This window comes from Pseudonocardia lacus (assembly GCF_018531445.1).
Lineage (GTDB): Bacteria > Actinomycetota > Actinomycetes > Mycobacteriales > Pseudonocardiaceae > Pseudonocardia > Pseudonocardia lacus.
Genome location: NZ_JAHDTH010000160.1, coordinates 1 through 19,543 on the forward strand (window position 1 = coordinate 1; position 19,543 = coordinate 19,543).

Here is a 19,543-nt window from a genome sequence, read left to right on the forward strand (position 1 = left end):
CGGCGGCGTGGGTGCCGGAGGCCGCGGGGCCGGTGTCGGACTGGGCCGTGGGGCGCGGGCCCGGTCAGGTGTGGGCGCGCCTCTCCGGTCGGCCGGCGGCGGGACGGGCGCAGCCAGCGGGTTCGGCGCCGGGGCGGCCTGTGACGTGCAGACCGTCGCCGGCGCGGAGTCCGTCGCGACCGGGTCCTGCTCCAGCCGGCGCACCTGGTCCAGCAGCCCGGCCAGCTCGCTGCCCAGCCGCTTCAGCTCGGCGCGGGCCGCCCGCAGCTCCTGGTCGATGCCCGAGCCCGCGCCGGCGCGGGCGGCCTCGGTCGCGGCGACGCCCTGCGTGGCGGGAGCGATGGTCGGTTCGTCGAAGCCGACGATCCGGCCGGCCTCGCCACCGGCACCGGCGGCCGGGCGGACCTCGTCGGTGTCGCTCCCGGCGGGCTGGTCGACGAGCTGGAGCGGCCGGGGACGCAGATGGTCGGTCTCGCGCGCCGGGCGGGATGCCGAAGTCATGATCAGGCCACCCGGGCAGCGGTGAAGGCGGTCTCGGCCAGCACCTCGGGGCCGTACAGATCGTCCACCCATCCGTCGTGGTAGACGGTGTCGAGGTAGCGCTCGCCCAGGTCGGGGGCGATCGCGACGGCGGTCAGGTCGGGGGAGCCGTGCGCGGCCAGCCAGCCCATCGCGCCACTGACGACCGTGCCGGTCGAGCCGCCGAACAGGAACCCGCGGCTCGCCATCCGGCGGCACGCCCGGACCGTGTCCTCCTCCTCGACCAGCACCACCTCGTCGACGAACGCCTCGTCGAGCTGTTGCGGGCGCACGCTGGTGCCCAGCCCGGGGATCATCCGCGGGGCCGGTGCCCCGCCGAAGGTCACCGAGCCCACGGCGTCGACGGCGACCACGTGCACCTGCCGGTGCCACTGCCGGAAGTAGCGCGCGCAACCCATGAGGGTCCCGGTCGTGCCCGCGCCGACGAACAACACGTCCAGCCCGGGGAACTCGCGGGCGATCGCCGGGGCGGTGGTCGTGAAGTGCGCCTTCCAGTTGTTCGGGTTCGCGTACTGGTTCAGCCACACGTACCGCTTGTCGGAGGCGCACAGGGCCCGCACGTAGTCGATGCGAGCGCCCAGGTAGCCACCGTGCGGATCGGGTTCGAGGATCGTCTGGATCCGGGCACCGAGAGCCTCCATCACGCGCCGGGTCGCCAGGTTGCAGCGCATGTCGGTGACGCACACGAACTCGTATCCGCGGTTCGCGGCGATCATGCTCAGCGCCACGCCGAGGTTCCCCGACGACGACTCGACCAGCACCGAACCCGGGTGCAGCCGCCCCGCCCGCTCGGCTGCCTCGACCATGGCCAGAGCTGCCTTCAGCTTCACCGAGCCGGCGAAGTTGAATCCCTCGCACTTCAGGAAGAGCTGGTGGCCGAACGTCGAGGTGAGGTCGACGAAGAGTTGCTCTGCGTTGAACTCGAGCGGGCTCGTGACGACTGCCATCACCGTCCCCCTTTCTGGTTGGGTGTCGATCCGTCGGGCTCCGGGCCGCGAGCCGAGCGCCATCTCGTCGCCCGCCGGGTGCGGTGCTACCGACCCACTAGAGAGGGTGACGTCCGGGCGGTCGGCCGGGTATCGCCGCGGCAGCGAGGATCGTGTGCGCCCGGGCGAGGGTTTCCTTACCGCTTCGTCAGGGCGGAGTCCGCGGCGACCGCGGGGCCATGATCGGGCGGAAGTCGCGGCGGATGGTGGCGGAGTCGAGGTTCGGCCACTGCCCTGGGGCCGATCGCTGACCTCTGCGGAATCCGTCGGGTTGGTGCCGGTGCGATCGTCGGCGGGGTGCGGTGCTCGGTGGCCTGGCCGCCGCCGTGATCGGCTACGAGTCCCTGGTCGGGTTCTCCCGGCTGTCGAAGCTCTACGGCGACGTGGCGCGCAATCTGGCCGAGGCCGAGTTGGACTGGGACGTATCCGGCTCGCCCGCGGAGGTCGCTGCCGAGATGAACCGGGTCGAGGAGGTGCTGCGGGCGGAGAACGGGCAGTGGGGGCTGCGCGTCCGCAGATGCCCGGGCATCGGGGACAGCGATGATCAGCTCCCGGATCGGTCGATTCGCCTGCCTCGTGCTGGCAACCTTCCTGCTCGTCGCCGGCACCGCCCACGCGGACGTCCCGGTCGGCCCGGCCCACTTCGTTCCTTGTCCGGGCATGACGGGAAATGCGCAGCGCTACCTCGGCCCTTCGTCTCCGTATCGCTGCCACTCGGCGGTGGTCGACCCGCTCGGCAATGTCGTCGTACTCCGGCAGGGCGGGTTCGTCGGTACCCCGAGTGCGTTCGGGTACCTGCATACCGCTCGGTGTCGTTACCGCGTACTGCAAGCTCCCGGCGAAGGCGGACCCGGAGAACAAGTGCCCGGACTGGGTCAACGACTCCCTGCTGCCGTAGGCCGCACCGACATTAGGGTCATCGTGGTGGAACCCGCACAGGTCGCCGATCTCGCCGCCATGATCAGGCGGGACTACTCGCCGGCGGCGCTGGATCCCGGGGTGTCCGAACCGACGCTCGTCGAGGCCGCGGACGGATCGCGGGCGCTGGTGCTGCCGCGCGACCAGCAACCCGAACCCCTTCGCAGCCTCCGGCTGGTCGACGCCGCCGCGGTGGGTTCCACGCTGGTCGTCACGTTCACCTGGGAAGCCGGAACCGACGACGACACCGTGTACCTGATGCCCCTCGACGCCCGCGACCTCGATCTCGACCTCGACGACCCGACGGTCGCGACCGGTTCCTGCTCCGCCACATCGAGCACACCCTCGGCGGTCCCCGCGACAGCTGGGCCTCGCGATCGACGATGATCAGCCCGCGGTTGTCCGTGGTCACGCCATGGACGGCCAGGTAGCCAGTTCGTCAGGAGCCGCGAGTGCCTCCAGTCGTCGGACTTCGACCTCGATGTCGTCGGTCTCCAAGTCGATGTGCATGTGCTCCTTGTGCTCCTTGGGGTCTTTCGTGAGCTGGAGCAGGATGCGGACTGGGGAATCGGGCACCCGTAGGCGGCGGTAGACGGTGCTGCTGTCCCAGGGGGTCGGCAAAGTCAGATGATCTTGAGTAGGTCGAGGGGTCGGCGGGCGTCGCGGGCGTGATGTCGTAGCGCTCGGGCGATATTGGTGGCGCCGGTGAGGCGGTGCAGGCTGATGACCAGGTTGCGTAGCGATGCCATGACCTGCGGACCGGCGCCGGTGCGGATCTGGGAGAGATCCTCGGCGTAGGTGACATCGCAGTGACATCGCAGTGACATCGCAGTGACATCGCAGTGACATCGCGGACCCGGTGCGGGCCGTTCTCGATCTGCCGGTGCCCGCGGATCCAGCTGGCGAGTTCCTCGGGTCGAGCTTCGTGCGCAACGAGGTCGGTGATCGCGTAGACGGTCTCGGTGCGCCAGCGCCCCTTCCTGCCGGTTCGGGCGTTGACCGGGCGAGTGCGGCGGATGACCTGGATCGCCTGGCGCGCATGCGGAACTCGATCCCTGCGGCGATGAGGACGACCTTGAGGCTGCGGATCTCCCGGCGTCCGTGTGCGGTCTCGGCCTGGCGATGCCCGGGCTCGACCTGCCGCCGGGGCAGCTCAGCGAGTTGGCGACGCAGGCGGGGCTGGTTGCCCTTCACGGTCAGCACCCAGTGCGCACCACGGCGGTGCAGATCGCTGACGTCGGGGCTGGTCGAACAGGGGGGCTGAGCGCCCGGCCCGGACTCACCGCGGCGCGATGTGCCGCCGCCGGGCCGCCGCGGTCTTACCGCCGAGCGTGGACGCGGTCTCGTCCGGCTCACCGGCCGGGCGGGGCGCGGCCGCCTCCCTCCGGGGCCGAGCAGCTTCCTCGCCGAGTAGCGGCCTGCCGTCCGGGCCGAGGGTGGTCAGCCAGGTCAGCAGGGCCTTGCGCCGGGCGGTGGACATGTCCCGGCTCACCGGCATGTAGCGGGGGTCGTCGACGTCGCGTGAGAGCACGTGGACGACGTCCTCGCGCTGGGTGGCGATCTGCTCGTAGACGGCGGTGTCGAGCCGGGGCCCGAACTTCGTCATCCAAGGGAACAGGTTGCCGTAGCGGGTGAGCAGCTCGCGCATCGACCCGTGCCAGGTCGGCGGCTCGTCGGGGGCGTACGCGCTCCAGACCAGCACGCTCAGCACGTTCGACGGGTTCGGCTGGGCGACTCCCTCGACCTGGTAGCTCACCAGGTACACCTGCCCGTCGACGTGCTCGCGGCGGTCGCCGGAGTAGAAGAACCGTGGCTCTCCCGGGTCGGCGGCGGTCAGGGCGGCCGTCGCGGTGCCCGTGGCGTCTGTGGTCACCGACGCAGGGAAGGCCAGCCCACCGACCGGGAAGTTCGCCGCCGCGTCGGGCCCGTCGGGCAGCAGCAGGAACAGGCTGACCCGGGCTCCGGCCAGCGGCTGTCCCCGCCGCGTGACGTGCAGGTGGACCGTCCACTGGTCACCGGGATCCAGTCGGGCCACGAAGGCGTCGGCCCGCACGTGGACCGGTACCTCCTCGACGACGGTGGGCGCGAGCCCGGGACGGCGCGCGACGAGCAGCAGCGTGCCGTCCGCCGCGCTGGTGGTCTCGTCGGCGTCGAGCGCGCGGTCGGCCGGCAGGTCGACGACGCCGGCGGTGAACTCGTACCAGGCGGGTGCGCGGTAGTCGATCGTGGCGATGTCGGTGACCGACCCGTCGCCCGCGCGCCGGGCCAGCACCAGCTCGCCGATGTCCTGCACGGGCCCGCCGGCGGGGCGAACCGGCAGCGCGTTGCCCAGGTCCAGACGTACCCGGCCGGCCACGGCGTCGAGCACGCCCGGGAAGTAGTTGACGCCCGTGGCGGGGCGGAAGCCCGGGCTCGTCGTCCCGGGTGGGTGCACCTCGCTGCCGAACTGCCGCCCGAGGACGGTGTGCGCGGGTTCGCCGGCTGCGGCGGGCCCGAGGGTGCCCACGACACGTCCGCGGGCGAAGCGCGGGTTCGGGGCACCGTCCGGCCCGGTGCGGCCCATCGAGTAGCCGTCGAGGTTGAACTTGATCGACAGCGGGCCGTCCCCGGCCGCGTCGCGCAGCCGCTGCAGCAGCGGCGAGGACGACGTCGCGCCCCACCGCAGGTCCCCGAGCGGCGACTGGTACGCGGCGCAGGCCGCCTCGTCGCCCCCACCGCCCCCGGTGCCGCGCCGCCAGATGTCGGTGAACGCGGCCGGCCGCATCGTGCCCTCGACCAGGATCGCCCCCACCGCGTCGACCAGGGCGAGCGTCAGCCCGAAGATCTCCGACACCAGCTGCTGGTCGGTGTCGAGATCGACCAGCTTGGCCGGGACCAGGCCGCGGGTGACGAACCGTAGCCCGACCACCGGGTCCGCGGTCGGTCCGGTGTCGTCGAGGACCGCCGAGCGCACCGTGACGCCCTCGAACCGGAACGCGTGGCGCCCGTCGGGGTTCCACGACCCGCCCCGCTCCGGGTCCCATCCGATCGCGCGGTCGAAGGCGTCCATGTCGAAGTTGCCCGGGTCGTTGTTGACCGTCGACGGGTCGGAGAAGAACGTCCCGGCGAAGTGCAGACGCGGGAGGTCGAGGTAGCTCACGACGCCGCTCCGCGGTCGCTCGCGTCGTCGGTGTCGGTGTCGGTGTCGGTGTCGGCCAGCCCGTGCAGGAACGTCGTGCTCGGCGCGAAGAAGTACTCGCCCCCGAGCATCCGCACGAAGTTCGCCATCGTGAACGCGACCGCGCCGTCGCTCGGCCAGGTCTGCGGCGGCGGCGCGGCGCCCTGCCCGATCACCGCGTCCACGCCCACGCCCGCCGAGACGAAGTCCGCGGAGTCGGCGCCCTCCTGCTGGATCGCGAACTGGTCGAGGTTGGCCTGGAAGCACATGAACAGCAGCCCGACGCCGGTGGCGGGTCGGTCAGGCACCCCGCCCTCGACCAGGTCAGGGCGCTCCCCGTAGGTGATGCCGCGGCGCAGGACGCGGCCGCTGCGCTCGAACTCCGCCGGGGCGCCGATCACCCGCGGCACGTCGCCGCGGGGGTTGGTCTTGCGGATGTGCGCGTGGAACGGGCACCGGCTCCCGGCCGGGTCCTGGTCGTAGTGGAAGTCGTTCGGGTCCGCGCCCGGGTCGGGCGTCGTCGTCGGGACCGCGGGCGTCCCGTCGGCGAAGCGCCCGACGGCCATCGCCCCGACCGCGTCCAGCGGGAGACCGGTGGCCGTCGCCAGGTCGCCCAGCGCCCGGTGGAACGCCGCCACGTCCTGCTCCAGCTTGCGGAACACCATGAAGCTGCCGTACCCGCCACCGGGCTCGCGGACGAGGGCCAGCGACAGCGCCGCGGCGGGGTCCCAGTGCGCGTTCCCGCGCTCGCGGACCTCCCGCTCCGCGTCCTGGCGGACCACGAGCGGCTGGCTCACCCCGTCCTGGAACCCGAAGTGCTCGATCACCAGCTCGCCGCGCGGGAACTTCTTGCGCAAGACCCGCCCCCGCTCGGTCACCAGGACGTCCACGACGCCCGCCGCCGAGGCCAGCACCGCGTCGAGCGCGTCGCACAGCCGCTGCTCGTCGTCGTCGGCCAGCAGCACCATCGCGTCGATGCGCTCCCGGTAGGCCGGCTCCCACTGCTCCACCGGCGGGTCGGCGAACGTCCGCGGCCGCCCGGCCTGCTCCTTGAGCCCGAACCGGAAGTACTCCGCGTCGCGCGGATCCGCGAACGGGCCACCGGGCACGGGCAGCAGCTCCTCGGGCACCCCGAGCCCGCGGTAGCCCGACGCGGTCAGCAGGAGCATCGCGAACGGCTCGCCGGGCCCGTCGCTCCCGCGCCACGACCAGGTCGCGCGGCGCGCGGCGGCCGCGCTGGTGACGCGCTCCGCGGCCAGGTCGGCGAGCCAGCGCCGGGCCGCGGCCGCGTCCGGACCCAGCCGCACCAGCACGTGCGCGGTGAAGTCGCGGCCGTGGCCCTTAACGATCCCGCCCTGCACGCCGTCCAGGAAGTCGTCGGCGTCCGGGTCGTCGAGATCCAGCGCGTCCTCCAGGCCGATCATTCCGCTCTCCCCACACGCCGCCGGCACACCCACCGCAACCCTGCTGCTCAGCGGCCCGGATGCAAGTACGTACAACTGCGTATCGACCACGGGCGCGGTGCGCGCTTTGCTCCGCCGGGTGGAACCACGGCTCTTCGCGCAACGCGCGTTCCCCCCGGTGCAGCCGCAGAAGGCGGCTGCCTCGGCGCGCCGGGCGTCGCGCGCGGCCGTCGCGTCGGGTTCGCTGCACGATCCCGCGCTGGAGCCCCGCGACGAGGTGGTCTTCCTGCTCACGGCTGCGGCCGAAATCGAGCACGCGCTGATGGTCCAGTACCTCTACGCGGCCTACTCGGTGCGCGTGAGCGGGCCGCACTCCGACGAGCTGGCGCGGGTGCGGGACCTGCTGGTGCAGATCGCCCGCGAGGAGATGGGCCACCTGGTCACCGTGCAGAACCTGCTGCACCTGGTCGGGGGCCCGCTGAACCTCGGTCGCGACCGGGCGCCCTACGGCAGCGGGATCTACCCGTTCCGCTTCACCCTGGAGCCACTGACGCTCGCCTCGCTGGCCAAGTACGTGACGGCGGAGAGCCCCGCCGAGCTGCCGGAGGACATGGACCCGCAGGACGTCGACCTCGTCGAGGCGATCCGGCTGGACGCCGTCGCGGCCAACGGCGGCGAGGAGGTGCGCCACGTCGGGCCCGTCTTCGACCGGCTCACCGAGCTGCTCGAGGACCCCGCCGCCGTCGCCGACGCCGACCTGCGCACCGACACCGCCCGCCTGCAGGCGGACCCGACGGACTGGGGCTACGCGCCACTGCGGGGTGTGGACGGGTCCCCGCTGGTGGTCGGCTCCTTCCCGGGGACCGACCCCGCGGCGCTGCGCGCCGGTGCGCTGGCCGCCGTGCACGCGATCGCCGAGCAGGGCGAGGGGTTCGACCTGCCCCCGGCCGACGCGCGGTCCGACGAGTCGCACTTCGAGCGCTTCTTGGACCTCTACCGGCGGGTCGCCGCGCTGCGCCAGCTGGGCGACCCGGTCAGCTGGCCGGTCGCGGTCAACCCCACCACCTCCACCACGGCGGACCCGGCCGTGCGGATCACCGAGGCCCGGGCCCGGGGCTGGGCGCAGCTGTTCGACCTGCGCTACCGGATGCTGCTCGGCCAGCTGCAGCACTTCCTGCGGCTCGACCAGGAGGTCTACCGGGAGGACGAAGGCCCGCGGCAGGGCGACCGCACCGCCCGCGGCCTGCTGCTGCTCGGGGCCTTCGACGAGATGCGCCACCTTGGGAAGATCGCCGGCAAGCTCGTTCAGATGCCGATGCACCCCGGGGCCGTGGTGCACGCTGGCCCGCCCTTCGAACTGCCCTACACCCTGGCCCTGCCCGACGACGAACGCTCCCGCTGGCGGGCGCACCTCGACGCGTCCCGCGCCGCCGTCCGGGTGGCCACCGCCGTGCGTCGGCTGGCCGAGGACCCCTTCCTCGCCGCGCTGGTGGCCGTCGACGTCGAGGCCCAGACCGCCTTGGCCGCGCTAGCGGCCGGGGACGACGTCCCCGAGGAGAGCCTGCCCACCGGGTTCGCGAAGGCCGTCGCGATCCTGGAGGAGGCCGTGCACGGCTTCCGCGTCCGCGCCCGCCACGGCAGCTTCTGGGCCGGCCGCACCCGGGACGAGTTCGTCGCGACGCTGGTGCCGCCGGTCGACCTGACGCCGGTGGCGCTGGACCAGACCGGCGCGGTCGTGCCCGACCCGGCCGAGGCCCAGCTCCTGCAGCGGCTCGACGCCGCGCCGCCGCGCGACCGCATGCCCCGGCTCCGCCCGGCCGTTCCGCCGGCCCGTCGGGCCTACCTCGCCGGGTGGATCGGCGCGGGGGCGCCCGACGACGACCCGCCGGGGCGCGTCGGGGTGCGCGTCGAGCCCGACCCGCAGGACGAGCCGACCGCGCCGGTCGTGGGTCCGCCGGGGTTCGCGGTGGACATCGCGAGCCTGTTCCGCCCGTCCGACCGGGCCGCGATGGCGTTCGTGTTCGACCTGGGGCGATTCGAGGACGTCCGCGACAACGCCGACGCGATCCTCACCCGGCTGGAGGACGGCAGCATGCCCTGCGACGCCCCGTGGCAGGCGGAGCGGATCGCCCTGTTCCGGCGGTGGGTCGACGGGGGTCGGCTCCCCTGAGCGGGCCGGCCCGGGCGCGGACGCCGGCCCCGACGGCGAAGCGCTACCTGTTCGCCGCGGCTGGCCTCGCCGCCTTCTTCCTGGTCGGGTTCGTCGTCGTCGAGGCGTTCGGGGTGCCCTGGCTCTCCGCACCGCCCACGCTCGGCGCGGCGCGTCCCTGGAGCGCGGTCGTGGGGGTCGGGCTGCTGGTCGTCGACGCGGTCCTGCCGGTCCCCGCCAGCCTGGTGATGCCGGCACTGGGCGCCGCGTTCGGGATCGGCGCGGGGGCCGCACTGGCGCTGGCCGGCCGCACGGGCGCGACGCTGCTGGCGTTCGCGCTGGGGCGCCGGCTGAGCGGGCGCATCGCGGGACCGGTCGGGGGCGGCGCCGAGCGCCTGCTGCGCCGCTGGGGCGCGGCCGCGATCGTGCTGAGCAGGCCGGTGCCGATCGTCGGGGAGACGGTCGCCGCCCTGGCCGGCGGATCCGGGATGCCGTGGGGGCGCGTCGTGGTGGCGGCGCTGCTGGGGCACCTGCCGGAGGCGGCGCTGTTCGCGTGGGCGGGCGCGACGGCGAGGGACGCCGCCACCGGCGCGTGGCTGTGGCTGTGGCTGGTAGCGGGGGCGGCGCTGGTCTGGGTGTGCGGGTGGGCGGTGGACAGGGCCGGTCTTCAGGTGTGAGGAGGCAACCTGACCTCGTGCCGCTCGTCGAGCTCAGCGGGATCACCCTGTCCTACGCCGCTCACGGGCGCGGCGACCCGGTGCTGCTGCTCGCTTCCGCTAGTCCTGGCGGGGACTGCTGATGGTTCGGTTGAACCCATGGTTAGCGGGTTCAGCCGCGTCAGCGGCCGTGTAGTGAATGGCCTCGTACTCGACCGGAGTGAGCCTGCCGAGACGACGTTGGCGCCGTCGGCGGTGGTAGGTCCGCTCGATCCAGGTGAAGCTCGCCGGCTGCTCCAGCGTCGCCGGCTGAGCAAGTGCTTCTGCAGCAACGCGAACAACGACTCCATCGTGGGGTGCTCGGAGATGTCGGTCAACGACAGCCGGTTGGGTCGGGGCGTGGTGAAGTCGCGACGCACGAGGTCGTCGTGCACCGGCGGGCCCGGCCGGTGACCTCTCCCGCGTGTGCGGGCACGGATCGAGGACGAGCCCGCCGCCGAGCAGAGCCGCCAGACCCTGCGTTCGAACACGACATGTCCGGCCGCGTCGAGTTCGTCGGCGATGAAGCGGTAGCCGAACTCGGGGTCGTCGTGGCGGATGTCGATCGCGGCGTTGGTCAGATAGGCGTTGTCGAGGTCACGGGCGCTGACGAGGTCGGCGAGCCAGGAGTAGTGGGCCTGGCGGGAGAGTCCGAGCACCCGACACGACACCGCGACCGGGATGGCCACTTCGACCCTGGCCAGTTGGTTGACCAGGGGAAATCATTCTGGCCGGGCAGGACCGCCTGGGACGAGTAGACCGCGGCCTTGCGCAGGACCTCGTTCTCCTGCTCGATCAGCCGGTTGCGCCGGTGCAACTCCCGCAGCTCCGCGGACTCCGACGCGATCACGCCGGGTCGGTTGCCGTCCTCGACATCTTGCCGGCCCGCGGTCGGCGCCGCGGGCCGGATCAGTTGCAGCCATGGCGGGTCGCCGGCCTCCGCACGCCGCCGATCTTCGCGATCGAGGAGCTCCGCCAGGGTCGGGGGTGCCGCCCAACGCAAGCGGCTGGCCGGCTGCTGCCACAGAAGCTCCGGTCGGACGGTGAGCAGGTCGCCCTCGACGCCGAGCACATCGAGCAGCGAGGCGCACGCCATGGTTGACACCTCGTCCGGGTCGGCCGCGACCAGGTCGGCGAGGTCGGCCCGGCCGGCGTGTACGCCGGTGTAGCGGACCGTCCGCCGACCGCGTCGGTCAACGGTGTCGACGCGTCCGACGAGCAGTGCCTTGCGCTCCAGGAACCGCAGGTCCAGCACACCCGCCCGAGCGGCCAGACCGGCAGCTTCATGGACGACTCATGATCATCAATCCACAGACTGATCCACGAACTGCCACGCACTGGTTCCGGCAGCGCCCGGTTGCCTGCCGGCGAGCCCAGCTGCTCCGGCGATACCAGAGACGTGGTGGCAGTGTTCGGACCACGGATCAGATGACCGCGCTGATCAGGTGCTTATGCTCGGCGGGAGGCCGCCGTGGTCCAACGCGTTTATGCGGCGCTCTGATGGCCAGGTGTTGCACCACAGACACGTCCACTCAAGGTTGTCGATGTGATTCGATCCACCGTTGAATCGCGATATGCGGTGACCGAGGCTGCCGATCCGTCGACCGACGGAAGCCCAGGGCCTTGGGGAACCGCTGGCTGTTGAAGGCCGCGCCTCGACGGCCAGGGACGCGCAGTGTACGCAACGGCCCGCCGCCTGCTCGAACACCAGCAAGACCTCAGCCCGAGTGAGTCTGGTATCCACCGTGCCGGACATGAGACGGACCCGATTTGCCTTCTTCGCCTTCCGTGCGCACCACGCCCTGCGCTCGTCTGCTGTGGTGCGACGGAGGTACTCGCGCCACGACGTATAGAGCGGTGCCGGCGGGGTGGCATCGGTAGGTTCTGCGTGGCGGTAAAGAGTCGAACTCAATTGGAGCGCGAACGATGTCCAGGTCGGGATGTTGACCACGCAGTGCGTCAAACCGCTTTTCCTCTGATAGGTTTGGATCTCGATAGTCGATGGTGCCCATATGAGGAACGCTCCAGGTTCGTGTCCGGTCGGCGCGGCAGCGGTCCAACCCGACGAGATGGTCGTGGCCGCAGATCTGGGCCCGGGCCAGCGCGAGCAGGAACCGCCCACCACTGGCCCCGCGGTCCCGGGTCTTGATCGGCCCGAACCCAGCGTCCAGGGCCCCGACCGCACCGAGCCGGTCGATCAACCCGCCGAGCACCGCGACCCCGGCTTGGCCGGTCAGCGAGGTGTCCGGCGCGCCGACCTGCACCCGCTCACGCGCCGGCCGGTGGCTCGAAGTCTGCGCACCTGATAGGTGTCCTTCCGCCCGGTCTGATGGTCTCTTCGCAAAGAACATCGTCCCAGGCAGACAGGCACCTATCGCCATCTCAACCCCCGTGTCGGGGCACTACCCACGGATCCGGGTCTGAGCAGCGAAAAGGGGGAACCACAGCCAGTGGCGAACGGCTGATCCCGCTATCGGCCAACGAGATCCGTTGACTACTCACCAAGCTCGCCCTCGCACCGGCCGTCTGCGTCGAGCAGGTCATGACCTGGTCACTCTGGCGCCGACGACGCAATACCAGGCCCGCGCCTGCCACTACCGCCGCCGCGGCCACCCACTACCGACATGAACCGAGTGCCGTTGCAGTACTAGCCTGTCGGTCGTCGCCGTCAGTACCTGCCGCAGGATGTTCACGGTGATGGTGCGCGGCCCCACGCCTGCACATACATCGGCGAGTAGACGGTGGTGTCGGAGTCGGCGAGGTGCTGTTCGAGCGCTGCGCGCAGCTCGGCGAGCTCGCTGCGGGTGGGAATGAGCGGCCCGGCCAGTTCGTCGCCAAGCGCGTCGATCAGGGCGGGTAGGCCGGATCGACGGTCGTTGCCGGGGTGCTGGATACGTGTCCTGGCCTCGACGTGGACGTCGACGAGGCCGGCTCCGCGCAGCAGCCGGGGAAGCCGTCGCCCGACGTGGACGTCGATGGCGCGCTGTCGCGCGTGATGGTGGAGGGCTTCGAGCAGGCGCTCCCACGCCGCGAGTGGGGGATCGCATGTGTGCGCGACGATGTCGCCCTCCTGGAAGACGACGAGGCCACCCGGGCGCGCCAGTGCGACAGCCTCCGCGACGACCTCCTCCGGCCGCGGTGTGATGAACAAGATCATCGTCGCGGCGACCAGGTCGAAGGCGCGACGAGGTAGCCCGGTCGACCTGGCGTCGCAGTGCCGGACCTCGACGACTGCGCCGTTGTCGAGGGTCGCCCGACGGGCCCGCCCGACCGCCTCGGGTCGGCGCTCCACTCCGACCACCCTGCCCTGCGGGCCCACCCGCTGGGCCAGCAGGACGAGGTTGCCGCGTGGGCCGCATCCCAGCTCGACGGCGTGCGCGCCGGGGGGAAGCCCGACTCGATCGAGGAGATGGGCGAGCGCCGCTCCACCGGTGCGTCGGGGAAGCGGCCCGCCGTGTCTCACTGGGGCACGGTGAAGCAGAACGTCGCGCAGTTGCAGAACGAGCCGCAGAGCTCGCAGTTGCTCGTGCAGATCAACGAGCACGAGTTGGCGAGGGGCTGCGGGCCGCGCCGCTGGATCACGAGTCGGCCTGCGCGCACCACGTCCGGCTTCTCGCCCGCCTCCCCGGTCGGACCTGCCGCGGCCCCGGGGCGCCGCAGCCGATTGCGCAGCTCGCCCGCCGTGACGCGGACCGCGGATCGCACCGTGACGGTGGCGTCCTTGCGGACCCACAAGGTCGTGCCGGTCAACGGCGGCTCGGTGTCGGTCGGCTCGGTGAACTGGACGACGTCGGCACGGGTGACGTCGATGTGCACCGAGAGGTCGTCGAGGCTGGGGTAGAGCGTGATCACGTCGGGGGCGGTCGAACGCCGCACGTATCCGCGCAGCGTCGTGAGGTCCGGGTTGTCGCTGTCGGCGACAAGCTTGTTCAACAGCGGGTGCTCGGGGATCTCGGGACCGGGTGCGGATTCCTCAGGCGGCATGGCTACTCCATCTCTGGGAAAATCGTGGACGGTTCACGCGCCGACGCGGAGCACTCCGGCCTCGGCGAGCGCGGTGGCGAGCGCGACCTGCTCCTCGTCGTCGAGGCCCCCTGGCAGTTCCCTGACGTAGAAGACGCCGGTCCGTGCCACGAAGGCGAGCGCATCTCGCGCGATCGGATTTACTGAAAGCAGTACCTCGTCGCCGTCGAGCAGATCCACTGTCCCGGCGTCCTCGCGCAGCGTCAGCCGCCCGGTCCGATCGCTGAACAGCCGGCGCGTCGTCGTGATGTTCTTGCGGTCCCGCCAGTGGTCGGGCAGGGGCACGCCGAACTTCGCCTCGTACCGCCGGCCGAACTCGGCAAACGACATCGGTGCCGTCCGGGCGGATGGCGCAGGCGCCTGCTTCTGCTCGCCCGGCCGGTGAGGGCTGTGCGGCAGGTACTTGCCGAAGAACCGGTAGCAGAACGTCATGTACTCGGCGGTGAAGAGGATGAACTGGTGCCAGGCCTCGTCGACGCGAGTGGAGTACATCTCCCACGCGACATCGGGGTCGGACTGCACGAGCACGAGGAACTTCTTGACCTCGTCGAACAGCTCCCGTCCCTCCTCGAGGCAATCGACGACGTGGTCGCGGAGCAGTTTGTCGACGACGAACGACCCGTCGTAGTCCAGTGCCTCCTGCGGGTCGGCTGCTCGGGGCGGGAGGTCGGTGAGCGGAAGGATCATGACTGCCTCCTGGTGAACAGGCCGGTCTCCTCAAGGGCGTCGGCGAGCGATGTCCGCTCGTCCGTGGACAGGCCGCCCGGCAGGTCGTCCACCGCGAACGTCTTCTCCCGTGCGGCGACCAGGAGCGCTGCCCGAGCGACGTCGTTGACCACGAGCTCCTGCGCGGGGCCGCTCGCGGTGTGGGCGTATAGCGCCGTGCCGTCGGGCGTCTCCCGGCAGTCGATGGACAGGGCCGCGTCGACGCGGGTGAGGGTCCGGTTCGCCTGCTCCACCTCCCGGTCGGTGCTGGCGTCGGTCCAGAAGCGTCGTACCCGGGGCGAGGCCACTTCACCGAGATCCGCCCGCAGCTGCTGCGCCCGCGGTCCCGGGACGGAGGCCACCGCGCGCAACAGTTCGCCGGCGAACACCTGTCGCTGACGGGCGGCGAGCACGGAGGCGTAGGGATGGCCGGTGATCTGGTCGATGTCGCCGCGCGGCCTCGTCCCGAGCCCGGGCGGGGGCGACCCGTCGACGTCCTCTGCTGGCGGCTCGCCGTCGCGCGGGCTCACGACGTGCAGCGAAAGTGTCCACTGCGTCGTCGGGTTGCGCGGTTCGTGGATGCAGGGCTCGTAGACGAACCCGACCCGCCCGGATCTAGCGTGGAATGTGTTCTTCGGTACCAGCTCCTGACGCCGGTAGGACTCCTCGCGGTCGAATGTCGCCATTTCCAGCGCGTTGCGCCACACCGCGGTCACGGTCCACGCGGTGTGTTCGTGAGGTCCGGGGCGTCCGCCCGGGGGGTGGTAGCCGAGTGCGATGCCCACGCCGATCCGGGGCAGGACGACGAACGGGATGAGGGTGCGCCGCAGGACACCGCGGCGGAGGAGCGCGAGCTCGCGGAACAGGCAGTCCTCCAGGAACCCGTGGTCCGTGATCGCCGCGGTGACAGCGCTACGGACTTCGAGGACCGTCTCGCGCTCGGGGTGCTCCGCGACGCCCGCGACTGGTAGTTCGAGTGCATCGATCGTCGTGCAAAGGTCGTCCAGTACCATCGATGCAACCTTCCTCGAAACCAAGATGTGCTCAGGCGGCAGTAAGTGGGTTCGCCGAATGGCCACTGCGAACTTGTAGGCCGTTGTCCAGGCGGTCCCGCCACGTCTCGACGAATCCCAGTTCGAACGAGCTGGCCTGGATCCAGGCAGTACCCGTCGCGATCATCACCTTAGGTTCGAGTTGGATCAGTCGGTGTACGCAGATGTACGTATTGTGCTCGTCCGGAGCGTCGAGGAGCTGAACCGTCGACCTTGATCATCTGGCTGGCCGTCGGCGGACGGGGGCGGATGCTCGTCGACGCCGCGCTGCGGTCGGTCTCGCACCGGAAGTGTTCGGGATCGGCGACGCCGCGGCCGCTCCCGCCCGCGGTGGGGCTTCCCGCATGTCGTGCCAGATCGGGCTGCCGATGGGGTGCGGGCGGGGGACAACGCCGCCCCGGTCGCCACCGGCCGGTGCCCCGCGCCCGGCCCGCATCCGGTACGTGTGGCAGAACATCAGCCTCGGGCGCCGGGACGGGGCACCCAGTTCACCGCGGGGCGACGACAGTCCCATCCGTCTCGAGCTCCTGGACCGCACCTTGATCATCAACGAGCGGCACGCGGCCACGGTCTTGCGTGTGTTCGAGCGGCACTACAACGAGCACCGGCCACACCGGTCGCTCGCCCGGGCTGGCACCGCTGCGACCACTGCCCACACGATCGCACGCCGACGTCGTCTGCATCAGACGACTCGACCGCCTCGGCGGCCTGCTTCACGAGTATCAGCAGGTCGCATGACGTGCGCCGAGTTTCGGGCACCCACACCGGCGACGCGGGCCGGTCGCGCCAGTCGTAGTAGCCGGATCGGGACACGTTGAGCACCTGGCACGCCACCGCGACATCGAACCTCAGCGGTTGTGTCGTCGGTAAGCTCGCAGGCCAGCGGTAGATCGGTTCGGAAGAATGTTCTTCCTGGCGAAGAGCACAACGGCGCGCTCTAGGATCTCGGTTTTCATCTTGCGTCTTGTTGCGGCGCCACTGCGCGAGTTCCTTCTTCTCTGCGTTGGTGAGCTTCGAGTCGCTGCCGGAGACGTCGGCGTCGTCGTCGGCCTGGTGCATCCAGTTTCGCAGGCGCCATTCGAGATTCCCAGATCCTTTGCCACCACGGCGTCGATCTTGGCGTCCTCACGGGCGAGCTCGACTGCTCGCTGGCGGAACTCAGCAGGGCGGGGAGCGGGCACAGCAGCATCTTTCGGTGGCCGGAACCACCTCAGGGCGGGTGTCCGTGCTCCGGGGGAAGCTCAAGCAACGTGGCCTTCGGCGTCACCGTGGTGCTGGCCTGGGCGTGGTGTACGGCGCTGGCGGTGCACCTGCACCGGCGGATCGCCAGTGACGAAGAGTATCGATAGCTACGAATAGGACGAGCCAGAAGGAGAGGGACGATGCGTTACCTGGTCATAGGCAAGGGTGTTCAGCCGGACGGCCCCCCGCCGGCGGGGTTGCTGGACGCGATCATGAAACTCGGCGCGGATGCCACCAAGGCGGGCGCTCTGCTGGACACCGGCGGGCTGGCGCCGGGCACGGCCGCGCGGCTCCAGGTCAGCGACGGAAGGCTGGACGTCACGGACGGGCCGTTCACCGAGGCCAAGGAGTGGATCAGCTACGCCATATACCAGGTGCGGACCAAGGAGGAGGCGGTGGAATGGACATCCCGCTTCCTGCAGATCCACCGTGACCTGTGGCCAGGGTGGGAGGGCGAGGTCGAGGTGCTCCAGATGTTCGGGCCAGGGGACCACGCGCCGTCCGCCTGACCGGCGACCAGGGCTCCTGGGCGGGACGGAATGGTTGGATCGGTGGCTATGACGGCCGCCGATCCCCATCCCGCCGCCCGCCGCGCGGTCGAGGCGGTCTGCCGGATCGAGTCCGCGCGGCTCATCGCCGGCCTCGTTCGGATCGTGCGGGATGTCGGTACCGCTGAAGATCTCGCCCAGGACGCACTGGTCATCGCGCTGGAGACGTGGCCACGGACGGGCGTACCGCCAAACCCCGGCGCCTGGCTGATGTCCACGGCGCGGCATCGCGCGGTCGACGAACTGCGCCGGCGGTACCGGTATCGGGACAAGTTGGCCGAGCTCGGCCGAGGGTTGGCCGCCCAGCAGGACACAGCCGGCCACGCCATGGACGCCGCTATCGACGACCACATCGGCGACGACCTACTGCGGCTGGTCTTCATCACCTGCCATCCGGTACTCACCACGCCCAGCCGCGTGGCCCTGACCCTGCGCCTGCTCGGCGGCCTGACCACAACGGAGATCGCCCGCGGCTTCCTGGCCACCGAGCCCGCGGTCGCGCAGCGGATCGCCCGGGCCAAGCAGACGCTGGCCACGAAACGGGTCGCGTTCGAGATACCCACGCCTGACCAGATGGGTCAGCGGCTGGCCTCCGTGCTGGAGGTCATCTACCTCATCTTCAACGAGGGCTACTCGGCGACAGCCGGCGCCGACTGGATGCGGCCCGCGCTCTGCGACGAGGCGCTGCGCCTGGGCCGTGTCCTGGCCGGACTCATGCCGGACGAGCCGGAGGTGCACGGCCTCCTCTCGCTGATGGAGTTGCAGGCGTCCCGGCTGCCCGCCCGGACCGGGCCGTCCGGCCAGCCCATCCTGCTGACCGACCAGGACCGCGGCCGGTGGGACCGGTTGCTGATCCGGCGCGGCCTGGCAGCCCTCGCGCGAGCCGAGGCGCTCGCCAACACCTTCGGCCCATACGCGTTGCAGGCCGCGATCGCCGCGTGCCACGCCCGCGCCGCGACACCGCAACAGACCGACTGGGGCCGGATCACAGCGCTTTACCAGGTGCTCGCGTACGTGTGGCCGTCCCCGATCGTCGAACTCAACAGGGCCGTCGCGGTCGGCATGGCGGTCGGCCCGGCCGAGGCGCTCAGCCTGGTCGACGCACTCCGCGCACAGGGCAGCCTAGACACGTACCCCCACCTGCCGGCCGTGCGCGGCGACCTGCTCACCAAGCTTGGCCGGCACGCCGAGGCCCGGGACGAGTTCACCCAAGCGGCCAAACTCACCCGCAACGACAGCGAGCGCAGTCTCTTCCTCGCCCAAGCCCAGACATCCGACTGATCCGCCCCACAAAGGCGTCGCTGGCTAACCGCGCGACGCGACTTCGGCGACCACCGTTCGCTCACATGCGACAGTGCCGCCCGCCCCTTCCCCGCCGACCGACAGGATCAGGGCATGGACGAGTCGAGCCGGGTGGACGCGCTGGTGGCGGCGTTGCGGGGGATCGAGCGGGACGCCAGGGGGCTGGTGACGCTCGTTCCGGGTATTGCCCACGGCGTGATGGACGGGTGGCCGGTGACGCTGCCGGAAGGGATCAGGGCGCTGTTCCGGGAGGTGGGCGGGATCCGGGTGAAGGACTGGGAGGAATTCCTCTTCACCCGGCACTGTGCCGATGTCGGGGAATGCACCCACTGTTTGCGGGCCGGGGGCGGGGCCGAGAACACCTTCTGGGTGGTGCACACCAACGCCGCCGCGGAGACCTACTACGTGGACGTCGACCCGCAGTCAGGGCGGTGGGGCCCGTCTTCAGCTTCTCCGAGGACGCGACGGCGGTGTGCGAGGCGCCCGACTGAGCTTGGCCCCCAGCGCCGGACACTGACGGTGTGGGGTCAGCGATCTTGGTCTGGCGGGGTGTGGGCTGCTTCGTAGTCCACCGGCGACAGCATCTGAATGCTGGAATGACGCCGTGTCGGATTGTACCAACACTCTATCCACTCGAATATGGCGTTGGCAAGCTCGGCGCGTGTGCGCCATGTTCTGGAGTCGAGGAGTTCGAGTTGCATGGTGCCCCAGAACGACTCCATCATGGAGTTGTCGTAGCAGTCCCCGATCGAGCCCATTGAGCCGACGAGCCCGGCGCTGCGCAGCCGTTGCCCAAATGTCCAGGACGTGAATTGCGAGCCGT

Annotated in this window: 19 protein-coding genes and 1 pseudogene; 6 read left to right on the top strand and 14 right to left on the bottom strand. The window is 71.2% G+C overall.

Annotation, left to right across the window (positions count from 1 at the left end):
- Together KIK08_RS27635 and sbnA are read right to left on the bottom strand one after the other, a co-directional pair.
- Positions 1–501: pseudogene (locus tag KIK08_RS27635) on the bottom strand (hypothetical protein); the annotation flags it as partial.
- Between the two features lie 2 nt (positions 502–503).
- Entirely contained in the window at positions 504–1,487 is a 984-nt protein-coding gene (gene sbnA / locus KIK08_RS27640; RefSeq protein WP_214406197.1) for a 2,3-diaminopropionate biosynthesis protein SbnA, read from the bottom strand.
- A 579-nt stretch (positions 1,488–2,066) separates the two neighbouring features.
- On the opposite strand from sbnA, the gene KIK08_RS27645 reads away from it, so the two are divergent.
- A complete protein-coding gene (locus KIK08_RS27645; RefSeq protein WP_214406198.1) occupies positions 2,067–2,831 on the top strand; it encodes a hypothetical protein in 765 nt (254 codons plus the stop codon).
- Between the two features lie 21 nt (positions 2,832–2,852).
- Here KIK08_RS27645 and KIK08_RS27650 read toward each other — a convergent pair whose 3' ends face one another.
- The 4 genes from KIK08_RS27650 to KIK08_RS27665 form a co-directional block, all read right to left on the bottom strand.
- Positions 2,853–3,065 (bottom strand): VOC family protein, encoded by a 213-nt coding sequence (locus tag KIK08_RS27650; RefSeq protein ID WP_214406199.1) that lies wholly within the window; start codon positions 3,063–3,065, stop codon positions 2,853–2,855.
- Positions 3,066–3,067: 2 nt separating this feature from the next.
- Positions 3,068–3,271 carry a hypothetical protein gene (locus tag KIK08_RS27655; protein WP_214406200.1) on the bottom strand — a complete coding sequence of 68 codons (204 nt, stop codon included), beginning with the start codon at positions 3,269–3,271 and terminating at the stop codon, positions 3,068–3,070.
- Positions 3,272–3,723: 452 nt separating this feature from the next.
- Positions 3,724–5,583, bottom strand: coding sequence for a hypothetical protein (locus KIK08_RS27660; RefSeq protein ID WP_214406201.1), 1,860 nt, complete (start codon positions 5,581–5,583; stop codon positions 3,724–3,726).
- Positions 5,580–7,025 carry a Dyp-type peroxidase gene (locus tag KIK08_RS27665; protein WP_214406202.1) on the bottom strand — a complete coding sequence of 482 codons (1,446 nt, stop codon included), beginning with the start codon at positions 7,023–7,025 and terminating at the stop codon, positions 5,580–5,582. Before KIK08_RS27665 ends, KIK08_RS27660 begins: the two co-directional genes overlap by 4 nt.
- 118 nt (positions 7,026–7,143) lie before the next feature.
- Here KIK08_RS27665 and KIK08_RS27670 point away from each other — a divergent pair, with 118 nt between their 5' ends.
- Both KIK08_RS27670 and KIK08_RS27675 read left to right on the top strand, forming a co-directional pair.
- Entirely contained in the window at positions 7,144–9,174 is a 2,031-nt protein-coding gene (locus KIK08_RS27670) for a ferritin-like protein (RefSeq protein WP_214406203.1), read from the top strand.
- The gene (locus KIK08_RS27675) at positions 9,147–9,830 is read left to right on the top strand and encodes a DedA family protein (RefSeq protein ID WP_214406204.1); all 684 of its coding nucleotides are present in this window, start codon (positions 9,147–9,149) and stop codon (positions 9,828–9,830) included. The genes KIK08_RS27670 and KIK08_RS27675 overlap by 28 nt, the downstream gene beginning before the upstream one ends.
- On the opposite strand, the gene KIK08_RS27680 is transcribed toward KIK08_RS27675, so the two are convergent.
- The 7 genes from KIK08_RS27680 to KIK08_RS27710 form a co-directional block, all read right to left on the bottom strand.
- Positions 9,821–10,507 (bottom strand): hypothetical protein, encoded by a 687-nt coding sequence (locus KIK08_RS27680; protein WP_214406205.1) that lies wholly within the window; start codon positions 10,505–10,507, stop codon positions 9,821–9,823. The two genes, KIK08_RS27675 and KIK08_RS27680, sit on opposite strands and share 10 nt — an antisense overlap.
- Complete coding sequence (locus KIK08_RS42300) at positions 10,426–11,103, bottom strand: hypothetical protein (RefSeq protein ID WP_214406206.1); 678 nt, start codon at positions 11,101–11,103, stop codon at positions 10,426–10,428. The genes KIK08_RS27680 and KIK08_RS42300 overlap by 82 nt, the downstream gene beginning before the upstream one ends.
- 463 nt (positions 11,104–11,566) lie before the next feature.
- Positions 11,567–12,112, bottom strand: a complete 546-nt coding sequence (locus tag KIK08_RS27690) for a hypothetical protein (protein ID WP_214406207.1) — start codon at positions 12,110–12,112, stop codon at positions 11,567–11,569.
- Positions 12,113–12,537: 425 nt separating this feature from the next.
- Positions 12,538–13,392 carry a methyltransferase domain-containing protein gene (locus tag KIK08_RS27695; RefSeq protein WP_214406208.1) on the bottom strand — a complete coding sequence of 285 codons (855 nt, stop codon included), beginning with the start codon at positions 13,390–13,392 and terminating at the stop codon, positions 12,538–12,540.
- A complete protein-coding gene (locus KIK08_RS27700; RefSeq protein ID WP_214406209.1) occupies positions 13,308–13,832 on the bottom strand; it encodes a hypothetical protein in 525 nt (174 codons plus the stop codon). Before KIK08_RS27700 ends, KIK08_RS27695 begins: the two co-directional genes overlap by 85 nt.
- A 33-nt stretch (positions 13,833–13,865) precedes the next feature.
- A complete protein-coding gene (locus KIK08_RS27705; protein WP_214406210.1) occupies positions 13,866–14,558 on the bottom strand; it encodes a glycine-rich domain-containing protein in 693 nt (230 codons plus the stop codon).
- Entirely contained in the window at positions 14,555–15,589 is a 1,035-nt protein-coding gene (locus KIK08_RS27710) for a cupin domain-containing protein (protein WP_214406211.1), read from the bottom strand. The genes KIK08_RS27705 and KIK08_RS27710 overlap by 4 nt, the downstream gene beginning before the upstream one ends.
- A gap of 1,421 nt (positions 15,590–17,010) precedes the next feature.
- On the opposite strand from KIK08_RS27710, the gene KIK08_RS27715 reads away from it, so the two are divergent.
- The 3 genes from KIK08_RS27715 to KIK08_RS27725 all read left to right on the top strand — a co-directional run bounded on the left by KIK08_RS27715 (position 17,011) and on the right by KIK08_RS27725 (position 19,287).
- Positions 17,011–17,379, top strand: coding sequence for a YciI family protein (locus KIK08_RS27715; protein ID WP_214406212.1), 369 nt, complete (start codon positions 17,011–17,013; stop codon positions 17,377–17,379).
- 48 nt (positions 17,380–17,427) lie between these two features.
- On the top strand, positions 17,428–18,699 hold the full coding sequence (locus KIK08_RS27720) for an RNA polymerase sigma factor (protein ID WP_250557939.1): 1,272 nt from the start codon (positions 17,428–17,430) through the stop codon (positions 18,697–18,699).
- Between the two features lie 114 nt (positions 18,700–18,813).
- Entirely contained in the window at positions 18,814–19,287 is a 474-nt protein-coding gene (locus KIK08_RS27725; RefSeq protein WP_214406214.1) for a hypothetical protein, read from the top strand.
- Here the strand turns inward: KIK08_RS27725 and KIK08_RS27730 are convergent.
- Positions 19,248–19,543 (bottom strand): integrase core domain-containing protein (locus KIK08_RS27730; RefSeq protein ID WP_214406215.1); only part of this gene is annotated, 296 nt, incomplete at its 5' end. The two genes, KIK08_RS27725 and KIK08_RS27730, sit on opposite strands and share 40 nt — an antisense overlap.

Excerpts from the sequence above, each read along its gene's own strand:
- KIK08_RS27705 (WP_214406210.1), bottom strand. The coding sequence starts at position 14,558 with ATGATCCTTCCGCTCACCGACCTCCCGCCCCGAGCAGCCGACCCGCAG.
- KIK08_RS27655 (WP_214406200.1), bottom strand. The coding sequence starts at position 3,271 with ATGTCACTGCGATGTCACTGCGATGTCACCTACGCCGAGGATCTCTCC.
- sbnA (WP_214406197.1), bottom strand. The coding sequence starts at position 1,487 with ATGGCAGTCGTCACGAGCCCGCTCGAGTTCAACGCAGAGCAACTCTTC.
- KIK08_RS27665 (WP_214406202.1), bottom strand. The coding sequence starts at position 7,025 with ATGATCGGCCTGGAGGACGCGCTGGATCTCGACGACCCGGACGCCGAC.
- KIK08_RS27715 (WP_214406212.1), top strand. The coding sequence starts at position 17,011 with ATGCGTTACCTGGTCATAGGCAAGGGTGTTCAGCCGGACGGCCCCCCG.
- KIK08_RS27720 (WP_250557939.1), top strand. The coding sequence starts at position 17,428 with ATGACGGCCGCCGATCCCCATCCCGCCGCCCGCCGCGCGGTCGAGGCG.
- KIK08_RS27700 (WP_214406209.1), bottom strand. The coding sequence starts at position 13,832 with ATGCCGCCTGAGGAATCCGCACCCGGTCCCGAGATCCCCGAGCACCCG.
- KIK08_RS27710 (WP_214406211.1), bottom strand. The coding sequence starts at position 15,589 with ATGGTACTGGACGACCTTTGCACGACGATCGATGCACTCGAACTACCA.
- KIK08_RS27645 (WP_214406198.1), top strand. The coding sequence starts at position 2,067 with ATGATCAGCTCCCGGATCGGTCGATTCGCCTGCCTCGTGCTGGCAACC.
- KIK08_RS27725 (WP_214406214.1), top strand. The coding sequence starts at position 18,814 with ATGGACGAGTCGAGCCGGGTGGACGCGCTGGTGGCGGCGTTGCGGGGG.